We start from the raw sequence: 19,652 nt of genomic DNA on the forward strand, positions 1-19,652 counted from the left end.
AAATTTGTTTCCATTGAGTCGCCATATTTTCTGGTGGCTCCACGGCAACGGTGCCGTGCTACATATGGAAGGCTATGCAGCCCCCGAACTTGCGTCCAACGCTGGTTCGGGGGCTTTTTGCATTTGGAGAAGAAATGGAGATGTTGCAGCGCAACCCTGCAGAACGTGGCTTCGAAGGTCCGGTCGTCGCATGCATTCAGATGGAGCCGCATGTCGGAGCGAAGCGCGAGAACGTGGCGCGGTCGATCCAATACATTGAAGAAGCCGCGAAAAGCGGCGCATCCCTGGTGGTCTTGCCTGAGCTGACCAACACCGGCTATGTCTTTGCCGACCGTGAGGAAGCGTTCGCACTGGCAGAGGATCTCCCGGGTGGCGAAACGGTACAGGCCTGGGCTGACGCGGCGCAGCGCCTAGGCGTTCATGTTGTTGCTGGCATCGCCGAGCGCGACGGCAAGCGGCTTTATAACTCGGCCATATTCATCAGTCCGTCAGGGCGCGTCGGCGTCTACCGTAAGCTCCATCTCTGGGATCGCGAGCACCTTTTCTTCGAGCCCGGCAACCGGGGTGTCCCGGTTTTCGATACATCCTTGGGACGAATCTCAATCGCGATCTGCTACGACGGGTGGTTTCCCGAGGTGTATCGACTGGCCGCCACGCAAGGCGCGGACGTCGTCTGCGTACCGACGAACTGGGTCCCCATGCCAGGGCAGCCTGCCGATCGGCCCGCGATGGCCGCAACCCTCACGATGGCCGCCGCTCATAGCAACGGCCTGATGATCGCCTGTGCAAACCGGATGGGGACCGAGCGCGGTCAACCGTTCATCGGCCAGAGCCTGATCGTGAGTGGCGATGGATGGCCTCTGGCCGGGCCGGCCAGTTGCGACCAGGAAGAAATCCTGTACGCCGCGATTGATCTGCAGCGCATCCGCTCCGAGCGCACGCTCAACACATTCAACCACGTGTTGCGCGATCGGCGCACTGACGTGTACGACCCGATGCTGGGCACCGGCTGGCCTTCCTCACGCGCGTGAGATATCCGCCTGCGTTCGCATGATCCACAAAACCTAATCCGACCACTCGTGAAGGAGAAACCATGAAGCCGTTCAAGCAACGAATCCTCGTTGGCGCCATCGCTGCACTAGCCGCCATCAATCCTTGCACCAACGCGTTCGCCGCGGATCCCATCAAGATCGGCGTTGCAGTCGGCCTGTCCGGCGCCAACAGCGTGGTGGCCCCAGCCGTGGTGCAGTCCTCACAACTCGCGGTCGACGAGATTAACGCCACCGGCGGTATCCTCGGTCGCAAGGTCCAGCTCGAAATCGCCGACGATGCGTCCGGCGCCGTTGGTGCGCAAAAGGCCTACGACACGCTGGTCTTTCAGAAGAACGTGGACGCCGTAATTTCGATGGAGACGAGCGCTGCCCGCAATGCGGCGCTTCCGATCATCGCGCGAGGCAAAAAGCCATTCATCTACACGTCGTTCTATGAAGGTCATTCGTGCAGCCCATGGATGTATGTAAACGGGTGGGTGCCGGACCAACAGGTCGCCCCCGTGGTCGACTACTTCATGAAGAGCAAGGGCGCGAAGAACTTCTATCTGGTCGGTAACGACTATGCATTCGGCCGTGGCATGCTCAACTTCACTGCAAAATACATCGCTATGCACGGCGGCAATGTGGTCGGTGAGGAATACTTACCGGTCGATGGTACCGACTGGACGCCGATTCTATCCAAGATCCGCTCGGCGCATCCTGATGCGCTGATCAGTGCGACGGCGGGCGGTGCACCCAACGTGGCGCTCGCCAAGCAGTTGAGGGGATCGGGGCTGACGCTGCCTTACGGCAATCTGGCGATCGACGAAGGTACCGCGAAAAGTATGGGTGACGTTGCCACCGGCATCTACATGTCCGGCTCCTATCTGACGAGTATCGACACGCCCGGGAACAAGAAATTTATCGCGGCCGTGGACAAGAAGTTTGGCAAGGATATGAAGACACCGAACGAACTGTCCGAGCCTCAATACGAGGCCTTCTTCCTGTACAAGGCAGCGGTCGAGAAAGCTGGTTCTACGGATCCAGCAAAGGTAATCAATGTGCTGGGGCAGGTATCGTTCGACGGACCGCGCGGACCGGTGTCGATGGACAAGAGCCGCCATACGCCCCTTGCAATGCGTCTGGGCCAGATTCAACGCGACGGTACGGTGAAGATCCTTCAGACGTTCCCCGACGTCGATCCGGACGAGCAATGCCCTAACATCAAGTAGACGCGGTTCGGAATAAAACATCCGCCTGATAGCTGGCCCTGGTCAGTGCGCAGGCGGATGTGACTGGAGACGACAATGGTCCTAGCACTAGATATTTTCACAACCGCGGCGGTGCTGTTCATCGTGACCGCCGGGTTAATGGTGATTTTCGGCGTGATGAAAATCGTCAACTTTGCCCACGGCGCATTGCTGACGATGGGCGCGTACGCCAGCTTTGTGGTCACCCAACTGAAGCTGAACCCGTGGGTCAGTTTGCCGCTGGCGCTTGTGGTCGGCACCGCCGTCGGCATGCTCGTCGAGCAGGTGATCGTGCGCCCGCTCTACAAGCGCCCGCTCGACGCGATCCTTGCCACCTGGGGACTGGGAATCGTCATCGGACAGCTCATCGTGATGGCCTTTGGTCGCGAGGTCCAGTTCGTGGAAACGCCGCTGAAAGGGGCCTTCTCCATCGCAGGGACCGACTATTCCGCCTATCGCCTGTTGTTGATCCCGATCGCGCTGGGTCTCTGCGCCCTCATGACTGCTCTTCTCACTGGAACGCGCTTTGGCGTCAAGACCCGTGCGGTGATCATGAATGAGGACCTGGCACGGGGGCTCGGCATCCATTCGGGCCGCATCCGCTTCATTACGTTCAGTCTCGGGGCAGCTCTGGGTTCTCTGGCCGGCACGCTGATTACTCCTTTGTCGAGCGTCGATCCCAATATGGGACTGCCCTGGCTGGTAAGCGCCTTCATGCTGGTCATGGTTTCAGGTTACTCGATGGTCAGTCTGTTGGTCACGTGCCTCGTATTTGGAGCGTGCCAGGTTCTGGTCAGCACGTTCGTCAGCCCGGTACTAGGTGGCCTGACCATCGCCGTGCTGGCTGCGCTCACGCTGCGCATTCGTCCGAAGGGGTTCTCTCATGGCTAAAGTCAATGCGTCGCCGAATCATGTCGGCGTTCATTCCTCACACGGCGAGGAGCGAGTGCGCAATCGGCGCAAGATGCGTGGGCGCGGACTGGTCATGGTCGCTGGGTTCGCCGCTCTGCTGCTGGCCTTAGGTCCGTTTGTGTTCGGCACGTATCTGCTGAACATCCTCATTCAGGCATTCTTTTTCTCGATCGTCGCAGTAACGGTGGATATCCTTTGGGGATACACGGGGTATCTGACGTTCGGGCAATCGGCCTTCTTTGGCCTCGGGGCCTACGCGGCGGGTCTGGTCTTCACGCACGGTGGTTTCTCAGCCGGTTACGTGGCCCTGGCGCTGGGCGTGGCCATCGCGGTGACCGCGGCCGTCGCTGCACTGGTAGGCTGGCTATCCTTCTATCGGGGCGCCTCACCGTTCTTCGCGACCGTTATGTCGCTCGTGCTGCCGATCGTCCTCAGCCAGTTGCTGCTGTCCGGTGGTGAATGGACCGGCTCAAGTTCCGGGCTGACCGGCTACGAGACGTTCGATCTGTCGCTCCAGGCCTGGTACTGGATCGCCGGGGCCGCCTTGCTGCTCATCGCAACGCTGGCCTGGCTGTTCGTGCGGAGTGATGGCGGCCGCGTGCTGGCGGCCATTCGCGACAATGAATCCCGCTGTTCGTACCTCGGTATCAATACCTCGCTTGTCAAGATCATCCTGCTGGTTGCGACCGCGATCATCGCCGGCCTCGCCGGCTTCGGCTACGGATCGTTTAGCGGCGTGGTCGCTCCCGAACTGACCGGGTTTGTTCTCGGTACCCAACTGATTATCTGGGTCGCGCTCGGTGGTCGGGGAACGTTGTGGGGGCCGGTGATCGGCGCGCTCCTGATCAACGTCGGGACTGCCTATCTCAGCAGCAGCATGCCCTTTGCCTGGCAACTGATCCTCGGCGCCGCATTTGTGACGGTGATCGTCCTGCTGCCGCAAGGCCTGGTGCCGTTGCTTCTGAAGCCATTCCGCCACCTCGCCGGCAACGACATTGAGACTCAGCTGGTCGAGCGGGCCGTCCGGGCGGAGCACAAGCAGGCAGCATCTGCACCTGCGCTGCAGATGAACGGTGTCGCGAAACATTTTGGCAGTCTCAAGGTTCTGCAAGGCATCGACCTGAACGCCAATGCTGGCGAGCTGGTCGGCCTGATCGGTCCGAACGGCGCCGGCAAGACCACATTGATGCGCTGCATGAGCGACGGCGCAGAACGTTCAGCCGGTACGGTCGTACTATGTGGCCACGATATCCGGCAACTGCCGCCGGACCGGTGCGTGCACTTCGGCCTGGGCCGTAAGTTTCAGAACGCGAACGTCTTTGACACCCTCACCGTGGCGGAGTGTTTGAGAATCGCGGGCACGATCATCGAACGACCTTCGCTGTTCCAACGCTCACATACGCTTGCCTTACCGCCGTATGCCATGGAGGTTGTCCGTACCACCAGCCTTGATCGGAAGCTGAGCTCGGTGGCAAAAGATCTCTCACACGGGGAACAGCAGGCGCTGGAACTGGCGATGGTGCTTGCGCTGGAGCCACGAATCGTGCTGCTCGACGAGCCGACCGCAGGATTGACCAAAACCGAGCGCACGCAAATCGGCAACGTGCTGGCCGCATTGGCTCACCAGTATCAGCTCTGTTGTCTGCTGGTAGAGCACGATCTCGATTTCGTTGCCGAGATTGCCACGCGCATCGTGGTACTCCATCAGGGTCGTATTGTGATGCAGGGCAACTTTGATGAAGTGGTCAACTCGGAGCTCGTCAAGACAATCTATGCCGGAACCGCGCAGAGCACCGGGTCCGACGGGACCACTACACATCGGGAGGCGTCATGAGCCAGATCGCGTTGGACCTGCAGGACGTGACCAGCGGATACAAGGCTTCGATTGTACTTCGCAAGCTGTCGATGACCGTCGCTAACGGCGAGGCGGTCGCCTTGCTTGGCAAGAACGGCATGGGCAAGACCACGTTGCTCAAGACGATCATGGGTTACCTGCCGAAGAAAACCGGCGCGATCCGCGTGCGTGGGCAAGATATTACCCGGATGGCGCCGCATCGGATCGCTCGCGCTGGAATCGCCTACGCTCCCCAGGAACATGCGTTGTTTCAGGATCTCACCATCCGCGACAACCTGCGACTTGGGCTCGCGAAAGTATCAGTGTTCGACGAACGCTTTGCCGAAATCGAACCGATCTTCCCGGTATTCAAGAGCCGGCTGAAGCAGTACGCCGGTACGCTCTCCGGTGGCGAACAGAAGATGCTCCTGGTGGCCCGTGCCCTCATGATGCGCCCGGCGATCATCCTGCTTGATGAGATCACGGAGGGCCTGCAGCCGTCCGTGATTGACCGGTTAGCCGAAGCGCTACTGTGGGAACGCAGCCGACATGGCACCACGCTCCTGCTGATCGAACAGAACGTTCCTTTCGCGCTGAAGGTCGCTGACCGCTACGCCGTGCTGAAGCAGGGCGAAATCATCGATCATGGTAACGCGAAGGACGAAGGCGCCGCAGGTTCGATCTTCAAACATCTGCGGGTCTGACACCCCCCAATAACTGAGGCGTGATGAACACAAACTCATTTTATCGACCAGTCTCCGGGCTGGATCTGCTCACGCGAATCGACAACGACCCGCAAGAGCGCGGCCGGATCATCCTCGACACCCTTGCGCGCATAGAGGAAGTCGATCCGGAAGTACGGGCAATGACCGTCGTTGCCCGGCGCGAAGCCGTGATGGCCTCGGCGGCTGCAGCCAAGGGCCCCCTGGCAGGCATCCCAATAGCGGTGAAAGATATTTTCGACACCGACGATCTCGTCACCAGCTATGGCTCACCGATCTATGAGGGCTACCAGCCCAGATCCGATGCAGCGATCGTCACCCTGTTGCGCCGCAACGGCGGCGTCATCGTGGGCAAGACCGTAACCAGCGAGTTCGCCTACATGGCGCCGACCGTGACACGCAACCCGTGCGACATGGGGCGTACCGCCGGCGGATCGTCTTCAGGTTCGGCTGCTGCGGTGGCGGCCGGCATGACACCGTTCGCGATTGGTTCACAAACCGGCGGCTCCACTATCCGGCCCGCGTCGTTTTGCGGCATTGCCGGCTATAAGCCGACGTTCGGCATGCTGCCGACCGTCGGCATGAAATGCTTCTCGTGGTCGTTCGACACCGTCGGCCTGTTCGCCGCCGGCGTGCGCGACGTGGCTTATCTCGCGCAGATCCTGTCGGGCCGTCAGCTCGCCGTGGACGGCGTCACGGCTAGCCCGGTGTTTGGCGTCCCGGAGAACTACCCCTGGACGGAACCATCGGCGAATGCAGGCGCCGCGCTTGATACCGCAGCGCGGGCGATCGAACACTCGGGTGGCCGCGTGCGGCGGATACGCTTAGGTTCCTGGATGGCTGACATGATCACCGCACACGACACGATCCAGAGCTACGAAGCGTATCAGGCGTTAGGAAGCGAGTACGATCATCATCGAGCCGATCTGTCACCGAAGCTCACCGGGTTTCTCGACCGCGCAGCTGCAGTCGACACGGCAACTTACGCCAAGGCGCGCGTTTTGATGGACCAGGCGAAGGACAGGCTATCCGAGCTCTTCGATGGCATCACCGGATTGCTGACGCCGAGCGCCCCCGACGAGGCGCTCGACGGGCTGGAGTCGACCGGAGATCCTGCGTTCAATCGCAACTGGACCTTGCTGGGATGTCCGTGCGTGAACGTTCCCGGGATATCGGGCGCACGAGGGGGCCCGATCGGCGTGCAGGTCATCGGCCGGCCGTGGGAGGATGCACGATGCCTCGACGCCGCTGCGTTCGTCGAACAGGCGATCGCCGCTGCGGCGGGACGTCATCCAACGATGTTGGCAGCGAACGCAGCGCCACTATGAGGAAGCCCAGTAGGGAAGATCATGCGGCAGTTGGACTACAGGGCGTCGGCAGACGCCGGATAGTGTCGATGCACCCGACGACAAGACCTGGGTGACTCCGGTGGGCGAACAGGTCTCCCAACTTATGGACGGAGCAATACGATGAACATCGGAAGTTCATACGACTATCCCGCGGTGCGGACGGCGGAACTGGCTGCTGCAGGCAAACAACGTGCAGACAACACGCGCTCAACCGCTTCGACTGACGTCCAGAACGGCACGCGGGAGGATGGTTGGCGCGTTGGCGTCCTTTACTCCCGGACCGGCGTGACCGCAGCGACCGAATCCGAGCACTTCTTTGGTACTGTTCTCGCGATCGAAGAGGTCAACGCCGCCGGCGGCGTCGACGGGCGTCTGCTCGACCCGGTCGTGTACGATCCCAAGAGCGACCCCGACGAGTATCGGCGACTCGCCACACGCATGCTGCAGGAAGACGATGTGACGGTGATTTTCGGCTGCTCGACGTCATCAAGCCGGAAGGCGGTGCTGCCGGTGATCGAGCGCAACAACGCGCTACTGTGGTACTGCTCGATCTACGAGGGATTCGAGTATTCGCCGAACGTGATCTACACCGGGGCGGTGCCCAACCAGAACAGCATGCAGCTGGCTGCATATCTGCTCCGCAATCACGGCCGTCGTTTCTTTCTGGTGGGCGCCGACTATATCTATCCGCGAGAATCGAACCGGATCATGCGAGACATGGTTGAGCAGCACGGCGGCGAAATCGTGGAAGAAGTTTATCTGCCCAGCGACGCCGATCCATCGGCATTGGAGGCCGTCGTGCGGGAGATCAAGGCCGTCGAACCTGACGTGGTTTTCTCGACCCTGATCGGCCGCGGAGCACGTGCGTTCTACCAGTTGTACCGGGAACACAGCATCGATCCTGCACGCATCCCGATCGCCAGCCTGACGATGACGGAAGGCGAAACTCGGATGATCGGTCCGGAATTGTGCGGCGGCCACATCATTTCTGCCAGCTACGTCAACACACTGAACAACGAAAGTAACAAGCGCTTCCTGAACGCATGGCAGGCGCGCTTCGGAGATCAGCCTGCGAGCATGTGGTCCGAGATGGCGTACAACCAGGTGCACCTCTTTGCCCTGGCTTTGGCCCGCACCGGGAGCCTTGACACGGCAAAACTGGTAGAGGCGGCCCGCGAAGTCGAGTTCGATTCCCCCGAAGGCCCGCTCAAAATCGATTCCGAGAATAACCACGCAATCCTGACCCCTCGCATTGCCGTTTGTCGACCGGACGGCGCGTTCGACGTCGTTTGGGAGGGCCGCAATCCGATCAAGCCGGACCCCTATCTGACATCGTATGGTTTCGCAGAGTTCTGGCTCGACGGAGAACCAGCATGAACACCGGCGCGCGTCGGCTGTTTGACGATCTGCGCACGCTACGCGTCATCGTGATCCATCCGCCCGGGGATGACCGTAGCGTCCTTGAGGAGCAGTTACGCCGGATTGGCTGTCCGGTACGCGTACTCTGGCCGTTTCCTTCGCAACTGCCCGTAGATGCGGACGTGATTTTCTTCCTCGTGGGACCAGAACTTCGCAGCGCGGGAAACTGGTGCGCCGCGGACACCGAGGCGACCCTCATTGCATTGTCAGACTACGAAAATCCGACTGCCTTGAAAATGCTCGTCGATACCCAGGCGCACGGCGTCATCACGAAGCCGTATCGGTCCACCGGGATTCTGAGCACACTGGTGATGGCGCGCGCATCCTCCGGATATCAACAGCGACTGCACAACAAGATCGGCAAGCTCGAGGAGGCGATCAAGGCGCGACGTCATATCGAGAAGGCCATTCGCATCCTGATGGATGCTCATCGGCTGAGCGAAAATGACGCATACGAACACATGCGCTCACGTGCCACGAGCCTCCGGGTCACAGTAGGCGAGATCGCTACGATGGTGATAGACGCCCATGAAGCGATGGAAAAGCTCGGCCTGGGAAAAACATCCAAACCCTGAACTAACGTAGCGTTCATGCCGGCAATTCGGCCACGCGGTTCAGCAACTGCGGCTGTTCACCGTTTTGCCTCGACCCCGTCTCTCCGCCAATGAGCCACATTCATGAAACAGCCTATCCGGCACTCCCGGCAGAAGTCGGTGAAGGCGAGCTTCGCGCAGTCTTCACACCCAGTGTCGCCGAGATCCGCTTCGTATACGACGGCCAGTTCCGGCAGGTCCCGACGCGCGTGCTCATCCTGACGCAGTTGAAGCTGTTGCAGCGCCTCGGATATATGCCGCTCGTGTCGGACATCCCGACGGAAATCGTTGACCACATTTGCACCGTACTTGGGGCGCGCCCGCTGCCACGTGCGACGCTCACGCGCTACGACAGGTCCGGCAGCAAGTCTCGCCATCAGAAGATCCTGCGCGACTTCGCCAGCATTCGCCCCGCTGACGCACGAACCCAAGACTGGCTGACCATCGTGGCAGCCAATGCAGCCCGCACCAAGGCCGAATTACCCGATATCGTCAACGTCCTGCTCGAGGAACTGGTCAGGCAGCGCTACGAATTGCCGTCGCTCGCGACGCTCACGCGCATCGCGAGCCATGCCCGCAGCCAGCACCATGAAGCGATTTATCGCGCGTTCACCGACTCGCTGGACGAACCGCTGAGAGAAAGGCTCGATGGACTGTTCAAAAGCCGATCGGGACGAACTCAAACGCGAACCGAAGCGGCCAGGGCCACGGGAGGTGGCGAGCTTCCTCAAACACATCGAGTCCATGCGCGAACTGGCTGACGGCTTGCCGCCGGCGCCGGACATTCTTTCGGTTCCCAAGCGCACCCAGCTCGTCATCGAGGCGCGGGCCCTCGATGTGCATGAGATGCGCACACTCAAGCCGGCGAAACGCTACACGCTTGCCGTACTGTTCATCTTCTCGCAGTTGCAGAAGGCGCTCGACGATGTCGCGGAGATCTTTATAAAGACGATACGCAACCTCGAGAACACGGCAAAGTCGCGGCTTCAGCAATATCAGCTGGCCTATGCCGATCAGCTTCAATCGCTTGTCAGCCAGTTTCGAGACGTGCTCCATGTCCTGCAGGACGATGAGACATCGGCGGCCGTTCGCATTGCACGCATGCGTGCAGCACTGAACAACGGCCCCGACGGCGCCCTGACACGGTGCAATGAGCACATCGCGTACGCCGGCAATCACATGTTTCCGTTCCTGCTGGCTCCGTACAGGAACCTGCGCTCGTTGTTGTCTGAGTGCCTCGACATCCTGTCGCTGAAATCCAGCTCACAGGACGACGCGTTGCTCACCGCGCTCGCGTGGATCAAGCGGTTCCGCACGTCGCGTCGCGAATACCTGATGCTCGATGATACGGACCTCGTGGAGCTGCCGCTCGACTGGGTACCGGAGAAATGGGAGAAGTGCATTTTTCCCGATGGCAGATCGGCGCGCCTGCTTCACCGCAAATATTTCGAGCTGTGCGTGTTCAGCCAGCTCATGCGCGAACTCAACTCCGGCGATGTCTACGTCGAGCGCAGCGACCAGTACGACGATCCTCGCGAGCATCAGGTGTCGTGGGACGAGTTCCGCGAGGAACTGCCGCGCTACGGCGAGCTCGTCGACTTCCCGGTCGACAGCCGGGCCTTCGTCCAGAAACTCAAGGACGAACTCGGCACGCTGGCCGACGAGGTCGACGCAGGCTTTCCGCAGAACGATCACGTCGAGATCGGCGACCAGGGCCTCATTCTCCACAAGCTCGAGAAAAAGCTCGACCCGCCGAACAAGACGCTCATCGATCAGGCGATCACGACATCGATGAGGCCCGTCAGCATTCTCGACATCCTGACCGAAACCGAGCAGTGGCTCGATCTGCACAAGCTGTTTGGTCCGCTGTCAGGCTTCGAGGCAAGGATCGACGAGCCGCGCAAGCGCTTCATCACGACGCTGTTCTGCTACGGGTGCAACCTCGGGCCGACGCAGACCGCGCGCTCCGCGAAGAACCTCAGCCGCAAGCAAGTCGCGTGGCTGAACCTGCGCCACGTCACCGAAGAACGGCTGGACAAGGCCATCGTGAAGGTCATCAACGCGTACAACCAGTTCGCATTGCCGAAATTCTGGGGTTCCGGTAAGCGCGTGTCGGCCGACGGTACGAAATGGAACCTGTACGAGCAGAACCTGCTGTCCGAATACCACATCCGGTACGGCGGGTATGGTGGCATCGGCTATTATCACGTTTCAGACAAGTACATCGCACTGTTCAGCCACTTCATCCCGTGCGGCGTGCATGAACCGGTCTACATTCTCGACGGGCTGATCAAGAACACCTCCGATGTTCAGCCCGATACCGTTCATGGCGACACACAGGCGCAGAGTGCACCATTCTTCGGGCTCGCGCACCTGCTTGGGATCAAGCTGATGCCCGTATCCGCGACATCAAGGATCTGCGGTTCTACAAAGCCGACCGGCGCCGTCGTTACAAGAACTTCGAGTCCCTGTTCCGTGCGAGCATCGACTGGGCGCTGATCGAACGACATTTCCCCGACATGCTGCGCGTCGCCATCTCGATCAAGGCTGGCCGGATGACGCCGTCGACGATCCTGCGACGCTTGGGCTCCGAAAGCGTGAAAAACAAGCTGTATTTCGCGTTCCGCGAACTCGGTCGCGTGATCCGTACGCTGTTCCTGCTGCGGTACATCAACAATCCGGAAATGCGTCAGACGATTCACGCCGCGACAAACAAGAGCGAACAGTTCAACGGGTTCGCGCAGTGGCTGATGTTCGGCGGCGAAGGCATCATCGCGGAGAATATCCGGCACGAGCAGCGGAAGGTCATCAAATACAACCAGCTCGTCGCGAACATGGTCATCCTCTACAACGTGCAGTGGATGTCGCGCAAACTGAAGGAGTTGCAGGTCAGAGGACACCCGATAGATGCAGAGGTACTGCAGGTGCTGTCGCCTTACCGAACGGACCATATCAACCGGCTCGGGTCCTATCTGTTGGACCTGCAGCGAAAAGCCGCGCCACTTGATACGTCGATAGATTTTCGTTTTGAATCAGTGGGTTAAAGGCATTCTGGCGAAAATTTCGCTTTTACCGGCCGAGCCTCTTTACGTCCCTGTTGGCCTCATACGACGCGGATCACACCGTTCGGGCCGATGCGCTGCCACGGCAGACCCACCACCAGACCTGCGAGCTGCTCCTGCGTGAGTGCGTGTTGCTTTGGTTCGCTACCAGCGTGAGGCCAGACGAACTGTCCCTCGTTCAGCCGTCGCGCTGCCAGCCAGATCCCGATTCCGTCGTGAACCAGCACCTTCAGGCGATTGGCCCGCCGGTTGGCAAAGAGGTAAGCATGGTGCGGATGCGCCGCGCCGAACACCGTAATCACCCGCGCCAGTGCCGTATCGAAGCCCGCACGCATGTCCAGCGGGTCGACTGCCAGCCACACCTCATCAATGCGGATCACGCGAGCCACTCTCGCAGCCAGGCGGCGCATTGTGCTGCCTCTGATGTCGGCCAGCTAACCGTTATCGACTGGTCAGCGCGGCGTACTTCGACGCGGATCTTAGCCGGGCGTACGTTCCTCGTCTCCAGCGCAACAGGTACGAATGCGGGTGCCGCTGGCGAGGGCACCGACGCGTCGCTGCGTGCGACCAGCACGCGCTCTTTTACTTCTGCCTGTTCCACCCACCGTCGGAGCCGATTCGCGTTCAGCTTGTGGTGCAACGCGATGGCCGCAAGCGACACCCCGGGCCCGTGGCAGGCTGCCACCACCTGGGCTTTGAACTCGACGCTATAGCGACGGCGTCGACGCCGGCCAGGCGGGCTTTCTTCTTCGATAGTGTTCACGTGTCCATATTTAAGTGGACACGATGCTCCCAAGACCTTCAATGCAACTCAAGACGGGATGACCGGGCGCTTACCATATTGCCGCACACACGAGCATTCAACTAACGGTCTGGCTCATTCGCATACACACCCGGCTTCGCCAACAATCAGTCGACAGGAAGGGGGCACCGGTCATAGGGTTCATGTAACGAAGGACGTGGCTCGTGGAGACCGGACTGTGAAGCCTCTTTCCGCTTATCTCACGAGTTGCCTTTTGTTGCACACGTGCGATAGGGGAGCGTCCCGTCCGCGATTCACCGGCGTTTGATCAATGGGGTGCAGATATAAATAAACAGGAGCTCATCGATGCCGTCGCGCCGCAGACGGGTGAAAGCAGGGTCCCGCACCGGTGCTGCCATCGAAGCGATCGTTGAGGCAGTGACGGCCTTGATGCCGTGACAGATGCAGTGATGCGCGGCGATGCGGTGCAGATGATCGGCTTCGAATCGTTTTCGAGAGGAGGCCGTGCCAAACGCTGGTGGCGCAATCCGTGGGCGGGCGATACCGTCACGATCCCAGCGGCAAAAACCATCAGATTTACCGCCGAACGCATTCGAGGACATTGTGAATGCTGTTTGAGCAGTATCTACCTGCACTGCCAGTCAGGCTTCCGGGTCAATGTGCCGCCTGCTTCACCGCATGACCGGGTTGACGAAGCAAAAACTTTCGCTTCGGTTGTCGGTCGTTTGACGCAGCAGCGGACGTAGAGGGGAACAGTCTGGTCCCGTTGCCGCCAGCCTGCCTGCGGTCAGGGACGCGCAAAATCGTCCGGCGTCAGTTCGAGACGCGCTGACGGATGGGCGAGCAGTTTGCGCTCAGCAATCGCCCGGATGCGGCCATACCCATCCCGGAAGGTCTTCATGGTCCGGGCCTCACTTGCCCCTGGTTCAAGCCAGAAATGCGTCTCCAGTGTCGCGATCGTGATCACGCATTCGACCGTGTTGTTCTGGCCTACGAGGCCAAACGCCACTCCGCGGCGGTTGGCGAGCACTTGTGGTGTAACTTCAACGTTTTCCATGGGCGTTCAGAGGGCAACGCTATCGGACGCGTCGACAGGATTTTTGCACACGCGATGCAGTTTGAGTATCGGGCTGTTCGTGGGCGTCAGTGCTGCGAGGCGTTGGCCGACCTCGGGCGTGAATCCTGATCGGTCTCACCAGTCGACGCGGTGCTTTTCCTCGGTTTCGCGGTGACGCTGTTCATCGGGCGTGTGCAGGTAGGGGTTCGTGCTCGTCAGTGAGGCGTGGCGAAGATTGTCGCGCACCGTACGCAGATCGGTGCCGCCGTCGGCCATGTGGGAGCCTGCGGTGTGGCGCAACCAGTGTGCGGAGGCGTGATCGAGCAGATCGGCCTGTCCCGTGAACCCGTCGCCGCGCAGCCTGAGCCGCCCGGCGGCGCCGGCAAAGATGCCCTTGACGATCGTGTGCAGTGCGGCGCGCGTGAGCGGCTTCATCGATTTGCCCAGCGGCAGCACGAGCGGCGTGTCCTCATGCCGGGAGGGCAGGGCGGGCAGGCCGCGTTCGCGCCGGTAGCGCCCGAGCTCGACCATCATTTCCGCGGAGGCTGGCACGAGCCCCTCCTTGTCGCCCTTGCCGAGCACCTCGAGCCACCAGCGCTCGTGACCATCCGCGTCGCGCCGGCAGAAGAAGCATCCCATTGTGTTGCCGCTGACCTCGGAGATGCGCAGACCGCCGAGATAGAACAGTGTGAATAGCCAGCGTGCGCGCAGGTAGCGCTCCCGCTCGCGCGGCGTGTCCTTCGGCAGACTGTCGATATGGAGCTTCACTTCCTGCCACAACTCGCGGTCGAGATAGCGCGTGACGCGCGGTTTGGTGCGGCGGGTGCGCTGGCGGGACAGCGACAGTGGGTTGCCAGCCAGATAGCCTGCCTCGACCAGCCACGCAAACAGCGCGTTGATGATCACCATAGCCTGACGCTGGCTGCTCGCGGCCAGTTCACCGTAGAACGGACGCCACCGCGGGTCATGACGCGGGAATTTGCGGCCGCCTTCGGCGACCCAGCGTGAGCGCGGCTGCGGGTCCTTCAGGAATTCGCGAAACAGTTGAAGGTCCTCGTGCGTGAGCGAGGACAGCGGCTTGCCGAGCTGGACGATCGCCCACAGCAGCAGTCGTTCTGCTTCCTTGCGGTAGTTCTCGAAGGTGGTCTGCTTGTCCGCGACCCGCGCGAGCCACGCGCGTACCGCATTCAGGTCGTCGCTGGCGGCGATCTGCGCGTGTCCGTTCGAGCGGTTGGTGCCCTCGCGGCCGTCGAGATCGGCGGGCAGTTCGAGCACGTCGAGTGGGCGTGGCGCGATCAGGACGGTTTTCATGGGGCCTCGGGCGGGGTGCAGGGTGTCGCGCACGCGATTATCGCACGCCGACGAGATAATTTCAACATTATAGGATTAATGTCAAAATTCAAGGAAGAGGGCGTTAGAAAAGGATCGGTTTACGTAGTAATATTCAAGAAAATCTACCGATGAAGATCCTCATGAGTGACGTCCTGTCCCCCGACGCAGCGCTGGCCGCCGAGATCGAGCGCCTGAAGGCGGCGTTTCCGAAGACGCGCGAGCTGTATCGCGAGGTCTGTGCGCTGATGTTCTTCCGTCACGGCATCACACCGACCGCGAACCGGCTGTACCAGCTCGTCCGGCGCGGCAGCATGGGTACGCCGACCGCCGTGCTCGGCGAGTTCTGGGCGGAACTGCGCGAGAAAAGCCGGGTACGCATTGACCATCCCGACCTGCCCGCCGATCTCGGTGCGGCTGCCGGCGAACTGGTCGCCACCCTCTGGTCGCGCGCTACCGCGTCAGCCGAAGCGGCGCTCGACGCGCTGCGCGCCGAACTCGAGGCGCAGCGGGCCGAGGCGCAGCAGGCAGTCGTCGCCGCCCGGGACGAACTGGGTCGCACCGAGACCGCACTCGAGCAGCGCACCACCGCGCTGCTGGCCGCGCAGGTTGAGATCCGCGAACTGGACAGGGCGCAGGCGGAATGCCACGCGCAGCGGCAGGCGCTGGAGGCGGAACTGGCGCGGATCGGGGCGAGGCTGGCCGCGCGCGACCGCGAGCTGGTGGAGGTCAGGGAAGGGTTTTCGCGCGATCTGGCAAAGCAGCGGGAAGCGGCCGAACGCGCGGAGGAGCGGCTTCGTGCATCCGAGAAACGCGCCCTGCTGGAGATTGACCGCGAGCGAAATACCGCAACGAACCTGCAGAAGGAGCTCGACGACGCCACACGCCGGGCGGACCGGAAGGATGCCGACCACCGCCGTGCATTGGAAACCATGCAGGCGCAACTGGGCGACGCGCGGCATCAGGCGGGCGTGCTGCAGGGGCGGCTGGATGCTGTTCAGGCGGAGAACCTGCGGTTGCAGGCGGAGATGATGACGCTGCGGGAAGCGGAAACGCGTGCGCGGGAAGCCAGGCAGTCGGGTGTCCCTGCTGCAGTCCGCAAGACATCACGTTCCACCCGTTCGTCGCGCGCCGTGCCGACCGCCACACCAGCAACGCGTCGCAAAAAAGCGGTATAAACGCAAAGGTACTTGCCACCAGGGAAATGGGCTGCATGGCTGATATCTACCTGCTCGCCGGACTGACGCTTCCACAGGGCGTCGCGCCAGAGTCCCTGCCCGCGACCGTGACGCGCTTCATGGCGGATTGCTGGCCAGGCATGAGTCGCACGCAGATGATCGCCCGCGCGAAACGGCGGGGGCTGTGCCTGTCGTTCCGCGCAACGGCACCGTGTCCGTCCGGCGAAACCGGCGTGTTCGAGCTGCGCTTCAACGATGGGGCAGTGGGATGCCTAATGCTGGCACGGCTACAGCGGGTCGGAGGCAGGAGCGGCAAACGTCGACAGACCAGGCGGACTGAGGTATCCCGACCGCCGCCACGCGATCCCAGGCAGACCAGGTTGTTCTGACGGGACCGGTTGCCGCGTAATGCGCCGCTCGCTATGCTCGCAGCCTTCAACGGATCGGGAGTGATGAAGTGCGGCGCGTGACGGTCAGAAAATCATCGGTTCATGGGCGAGGTGTCTTCGCGCTACAGGCGATTCCAGCCGGCCAGCGGATCTTCGAATATCGCGGGGAGGTGACATCGTGGCGACGCGCCTCTGCCCGGTACCGGCGATCCGGAGTGCCCGGCCACACATTCATTTTCGGACTGGCTGACGGGCGCGTGATCGACGGCAGCGTTGGGGGCAACAGCGCCCGCTGGCTGAACCACTCCTGCCGTCCAAACAAACTGCGAGGCGATCGAGGACGAGCGGGGGCGGGTTTTCATCGAGACGCTCAAAGACTTGATGCCGGGCGAGGAGCTTTGTATCGCCTATGGACTCACTATCGATGACGCGATTACTCCCGAACTGATCGCTGACTATGCGTGTCGCTGTGGGGCGAAACGGTGTACTGGTTCGATGCTGGCCTCGGCAAACGGATAACAAGCGCGTCGTGACAGACGCCATCCGGTTACTCTGTCGAATCGGATTGGCGCCGGGAGATCCATGCGATGACTCGTCGCGCGCACCTGTTGCTTGGGGCGACGCGCGAAAGCACCGCATCGTGGGGCGGCAACCGCATCCTTTAAGCCGGTCGAGCAGTTACGCCACGTCGGCGTCAATCTCAAACAGGTGGCGCAGCTGTCGCATATCGATGCCGTCCACCACGCCGAGTTGGCCGCCACACTTATTGAACTGCGCGGCCTTCTCGCGCTGTTCGGCATTGCGCTCGGTTTCAACGTCGCAGTCATCGTTCTTCATTCACGCCTGGCAATTGCTGGTAGCCTGGTACGGGAGCCCCGTCCGCGAATTAGCGTTGCGAGCTGCGATTCACCGTGGTAGAAGCACCGCACGAACGCGCCCGTTTGCGGCACGAAGAACACGACAGGAGTATGCGGTGAAACGAACCGCCGAAAATCAGCGGAAGGTAGTCGCGGTACGCGTCAACCCACAGATCGAGCAAAGGTTGCGGCTATTGGCAGAATTAACGGGACGCAGGCAATCGTTTTTCCTGCAGCAGATGATCGAGGGCGGCATCGGCGCAATGGAGGATGTCTGGCTGTCACCGGATGTTCTCTCGCGGGTCCGGAGCGGCACGATGCCGTCGCGGCAACAGGCGAGCGACGCGATTTCAGACCTCTTTGCCAGCTCAATGCCAAACGAGGCGAACCGATAAAGAGTAGCGCTTTGCGCCGAAAATGGTGGTAATAAGCTGCCAGGACGCGCAACTGTTCTGAGCACACACCGAGCGACGCTCCCGGCTGCGTGCCGTCATGTGTATCAGGGGCTGGCCGACCGACATCCCGTGCGGGAAAGCGGATGCGCATCGGTCGACAGTAAAATAGTCGGCTCGCCGGACCGGGACAGGATCCCGGCGGTACGTGCCAAAACACCGCCGTGAGTTGCCGCGGTGGCGTCGAGAATCCGGCGCACGGCGCGAAGACGACCAAGGGAGCGTAACCAACGCATGAGCAACGATCCAACGCCGATGCCGCAGCAATTTTCGCTGTTTAGCGATGAGCCGCACCATGACGCGGACGATGATGTCGGCGAGACGTCGGTGCCGGGCAAATACAGCAATTTCGTCGTCTACGTGGATGAGAGTGGTGATCACGGCATGCAGACACTGGATGCCAACTATCCGGTGTTCGTGCTGGCTTTCTGTGTGTTCTACAAGCGGCACTACAGCGAAAAGGTCGTGCCGGCGCTACACAAGTTCAAGTTCAACCACTTCGGTCACGACCTGGTGGTCCTCCACGAACATGAAATCCGGAAGGAGAAAGGAGATTTTCGTTTCTTCGTCAATCGCGAGCACAAGCAGCAGTTCATCTCTGAGCTGACCGGCATCATTGAGCTCAGCAACTTCATCCTGATCAGTTGCGTCATTGACAAGACCCGGCTTCGTGAGCGCGGCGACTTGGACAACAACCCCTACCATCTTGCGCTCGGGTTCTGTCTCGAAACGCTCTACGAATTTCTTCAGGAAAAGAATCAGGATGGCGCACTGACGCACGTGGTCGTCGAATGCCGCGGCAAGAAGGAGGATAACGAGCTCGAGCTTGAGTTTCGTCGCATCTGTGACGGGGCCAACCGACTGGGCATCTCCCTGCCGTTCGACGTCATCTTTGCTGACAAGAAGGTAGATTCGCCCGGGCTGCAACTCGCTGACCTCGTGGCCCGGCCGGTCGGGATGAGTGTTATTCGCCCGGGGCAGGAGAACCGCGCATTCGAGGCGCTGAAACGAAAATTCTATTGCAGCGGCGGGCGCGAACGTCTGGGAGAAGGCTACGAGGACTGGGGACTGAAGATTTTCCCGGCGCGAGAAAGCGAAAAGCCCCGGTGAGACTCACCGAGGCTTTGACGCCGACCGGGAACTCCCAGTCCACTTGGCCACTATTATGGGGGCGACAGACACTGCTGACAAGACTTTTGTACGCCAGCCGAAGCGCAGCATTCCGTGTTTTTTTAAGAGCATTCTTAATAGCCCGCGCTGGTCGATCGAACAACGAGCCCTATTGGGGCGCGGAGCGTTCCCGTTCGGTCACCAGGCTTAAGCCTACGCTGCTGCTAGTTTCACTTCCGAAACGAAGCAACTTTCACTTCCTCGCACGGGATTAGACGGGCGCAAACAGCGTGTCCAGAAAACTGTCCAATTTCCTGTTGGCGGACTACAATGACTTCAAACTCC

At 61.0% G+C, this 19,652-nt stretch carries 16 protein-coding genes and 3 pseudogenes; 14 read left to right on the forward strand and 5 right to left on the reverse strand.

The genetic code is table 11. The features are described from left to right. The first annotated feature begins 134 nt into the window (after positions 1-134). From DLM46_RS34775 to DLM46_RS34815, 9 genes and pseudogenes are all read left to right on the forward strand, one after another. Positions 135-1,031, forward strand: coding sequence for a nitrilase family protein (locus tag DLM46_RS34775; RefSeq protein WP_425274042.1), 897 nt, complete (start codon positions 135-137; stop codon positions 1,029-1,031). 62 nt (positions 1,032-1,093) lie between these two features. Further along, positions 1,094-2,263 carry a substrate-binding protein gene (locus DLM46_RS34780; protein WP_115108717.1) on the forward strand — a complete coding sequence of 390 codons (1,170 nt, stop codon included), beginning with the start codon at positions 1,094-1,096 and terminating at the stop codon, positions 2,261-2,263. A 75-nt stretch (positions 2,264-2,338) separates the two neighbouring features. Further along, entirely contained in the window at positions 2,339-3,172 is an 834-nt protein-coding gene (locus tag DLM46_RS34785; RefSeq protein WP_115108719.1) for a branched-chain amino acid ABC transporter permease, read from the forward strand. A 94-nt stretch (positions 3,173-3,266) separates the two neighbouring features. Then, positions 3,267-5,027 (forward strand): ABC transporter permease subunit, encoded by a 1,761-nt coding sequence (locus DLM46_RS34790; protein WP_425274044.1) that lies wholly within the window; start codon positions 3,267-3,269, stop codon positions 5,025-5,027. Next, positions 5,024-5,731, forward strand: coding sequence for a branched-chain amino acid ABC transporter ATP-binding protein (locus DLM46_RS34795; RefSeq protein WP_115108724.1), 708 nt, complete (start codon positions 5,024-5,026; stop codon positions 5,729-5,731). Before DLM46_RS34790 ends, DLM46_RS34795 begins: the two co-directional genes overlap by 4 nt. 23 nt (positions 5,732-5,754) lie before the next feature. Beyond that, positions 5,755-7,077 (forward strand): amidase, encoded by a 1,323-nt coding sequence (locus tag DLM46_RS34800; RefSeq protein WP_115108726.1) that lies wholly within the window; start codon positions 5,755-5,757, stop codon positions 7,075-7,077. A 141-nt stretch (positions 7,078-7,218) separates the two neighbouring features. Then, complete coding sequence (locus tag DLM46_RS34805; RefSeq protein ID WP_115108728.1) at positions 7,219-8,475, forward strand: transporter substrate-binding domain-containing protein; 1,257 nt, start codon at positions 7,219-7,221, stop codon at positions 8,473-8,475. Then, positions 8,472-9,092 (forward strand): ANTAR domain-containing response regulator, encoded by a 621-nt coding sequence (locus DLM46_RS34810; RefSeq protein ID WP_115108730.1) that lies wholly within the window; start codon positions 8,472-8,474, stop codon positions 9,090-9,092. The genes DLM46_RS34805 and DLM46_RS34810 overlap by 4 nt, the downstream gene beginning before the upstream one ends. Before the next feature lie 89 nt (positions 9,093-9,181). Beyond that, positions 9,182-12,154, forward strand: a pseudogene (locus DLM46_RS34815) (Tn3 family transposase). Between the two features lie 59 nt (positions 12,155-12,213). Here the strand turns inward: DLM46_RS34815 and tnpB are convergent. Both tnpB and tnpA read right to left on the reverse strand, forming a co-directional pair. Continuing rightward, complete coding sequence (gene tnpB / locus DLM46_RS34820; protein ID WP_165848129.1) at positions 12,214-12,552, reverse strand: IS66 family insertion sequence element accessory protein TnpB; 339 nt, start codon at positions 12,550-12,552, stop codon at positions 12,214-12,216. After that, the gene (gene tnpA, locus DLM46_RS34825) at positions 12,549-12,935 is read right to left on the reverse strand and encodes an IS66-like element accessory protein TnpA (protein WP_165848130.1); all 387 of its coding nucleotides are present in this window, start codon (positions 12,933-12,935) and stop codon (positions 12,549-12,551) included. Before tnpA ends, tnpB begins: the two co-directional genes overlap by 4 nt. Positions 12,936-13,258: 323 nt before the next feature. Here tnpA and DLM46_RS34830 point away from each other — a divergent pair. Next, positions 13,259-13,553 (forward strand): annotated as a pseudogene (locus DLM46_RS34830) (HU family DNA-binding protein). Between the two features lie 169 nt (positions 13,554-13,722). Here the strand turns inward: DLM46_RS34830 and DLM46_RS34835 are convergent. Together DLM46_RS34835 and DLM46_RS34840 are read right to left on the reverse strand one after the other, a co-directional pair. Further along, positions 13,723-13,992 carry a DUF1488 family protein gene (locus tag DLM46_RS34835; protein ID WP_115108734.1) on the reverse strand — a complete coding sequence of 90 codons (270 nt, stop codon included), beginning with the start codon at positions 13,990-13,992 and terminating at the stop codon, positions 13,723-13,725. Positions 13,993-14,127: 135 nt separating this feature from the next. Next, a complete protein-coding gene (locus tag DLM46_RS34840) occupies positions 14,128-15,303 on the reverse strand; it encodes a tyrosine-type recombinase/integrase (protein WP_115108737.1) in 1,176 nt (391 codons plus the stop codon). Between the two features lie 161 nt (positions 15,304-15,464). Here DLM46_RS34840 and DLM46_RS34845 point away from each other — a divergent pair, with 161 nt between their 5' ends. Continuing rightward, positions 15,465-16,499, forward strand: coding sequence for a DNA-binding protein (locus tag DLM46_RS34845; protein ID WP_115108770.1), 1,035 nt, complete (start codon positions 15,465-15,467; stop codon positions 16,497-16,499). A 457-nt stretch (positions 16,500-16,956) separates the two neighbouring features. Beyond that, positions 16,957-17,407: pseudogene (locus DLM46_RS40730) on the forward strand (SET domain-containing protein). Between the two features lie 159 nt (positions 17,408-17,566). Here the strand turns inward: DLM46_RS40730 and DLM46_RS39735 are convergent. Beyond that, positions 17,567-17,725 carry a hypothetical protein gene (locus DLM46_RS39735; protein ID WP_165848131.1) on the reverse strand — a complete coding sequence of 53 codons (159 nt, stop codon included), beginning with the start codon at positions 17,723-17,725 and terminating at the stop codon, positions 17,567-17,569. Positions 17,726-17,861: 136 nt separating this feature from the next. On the opposite strand from DLM46_RS39735, the gene DLM46_RS34860 reads away from it, so the two are divergent. Then, complete coding sequence (locus tag DLM46_RS34860; protein WP_028197019.1) at positions 17,862-18,140, forward strand: hypothetical protein; 279 nt, start codon at positions 17,862-17,864, stop codon at positions 18,138-18,140. Between the two features lie 291 nt (positions 18,141-18,431). Further along, positions 18,432-19,307 carry a DUF3800 domain-containing protein gene (locus tag DLM46_RS34865; protein ID WP_115108741.1) on the forward strand — a complete coding sequence of 292 codons (876 nt, stop codon included), beginning with the start codon at positions 18,432-18,434 and terminating at the stop codon, positions 19,305-19,307. Positions 19,308-19,652: the final 345 nt, after the last annotated feature.

It is taken from the genome of Paraburkholderia lacunae (genome assembly GCF_003353175.1).
In the GTDB taxonomy this organism is placed as follows: Bacteria; Pseudomonadota; Gammaproteobacteria; order Burkholderiales; family Burkholderiaceae; genus Paraburkholderia; species Paraburkholderia lacunae.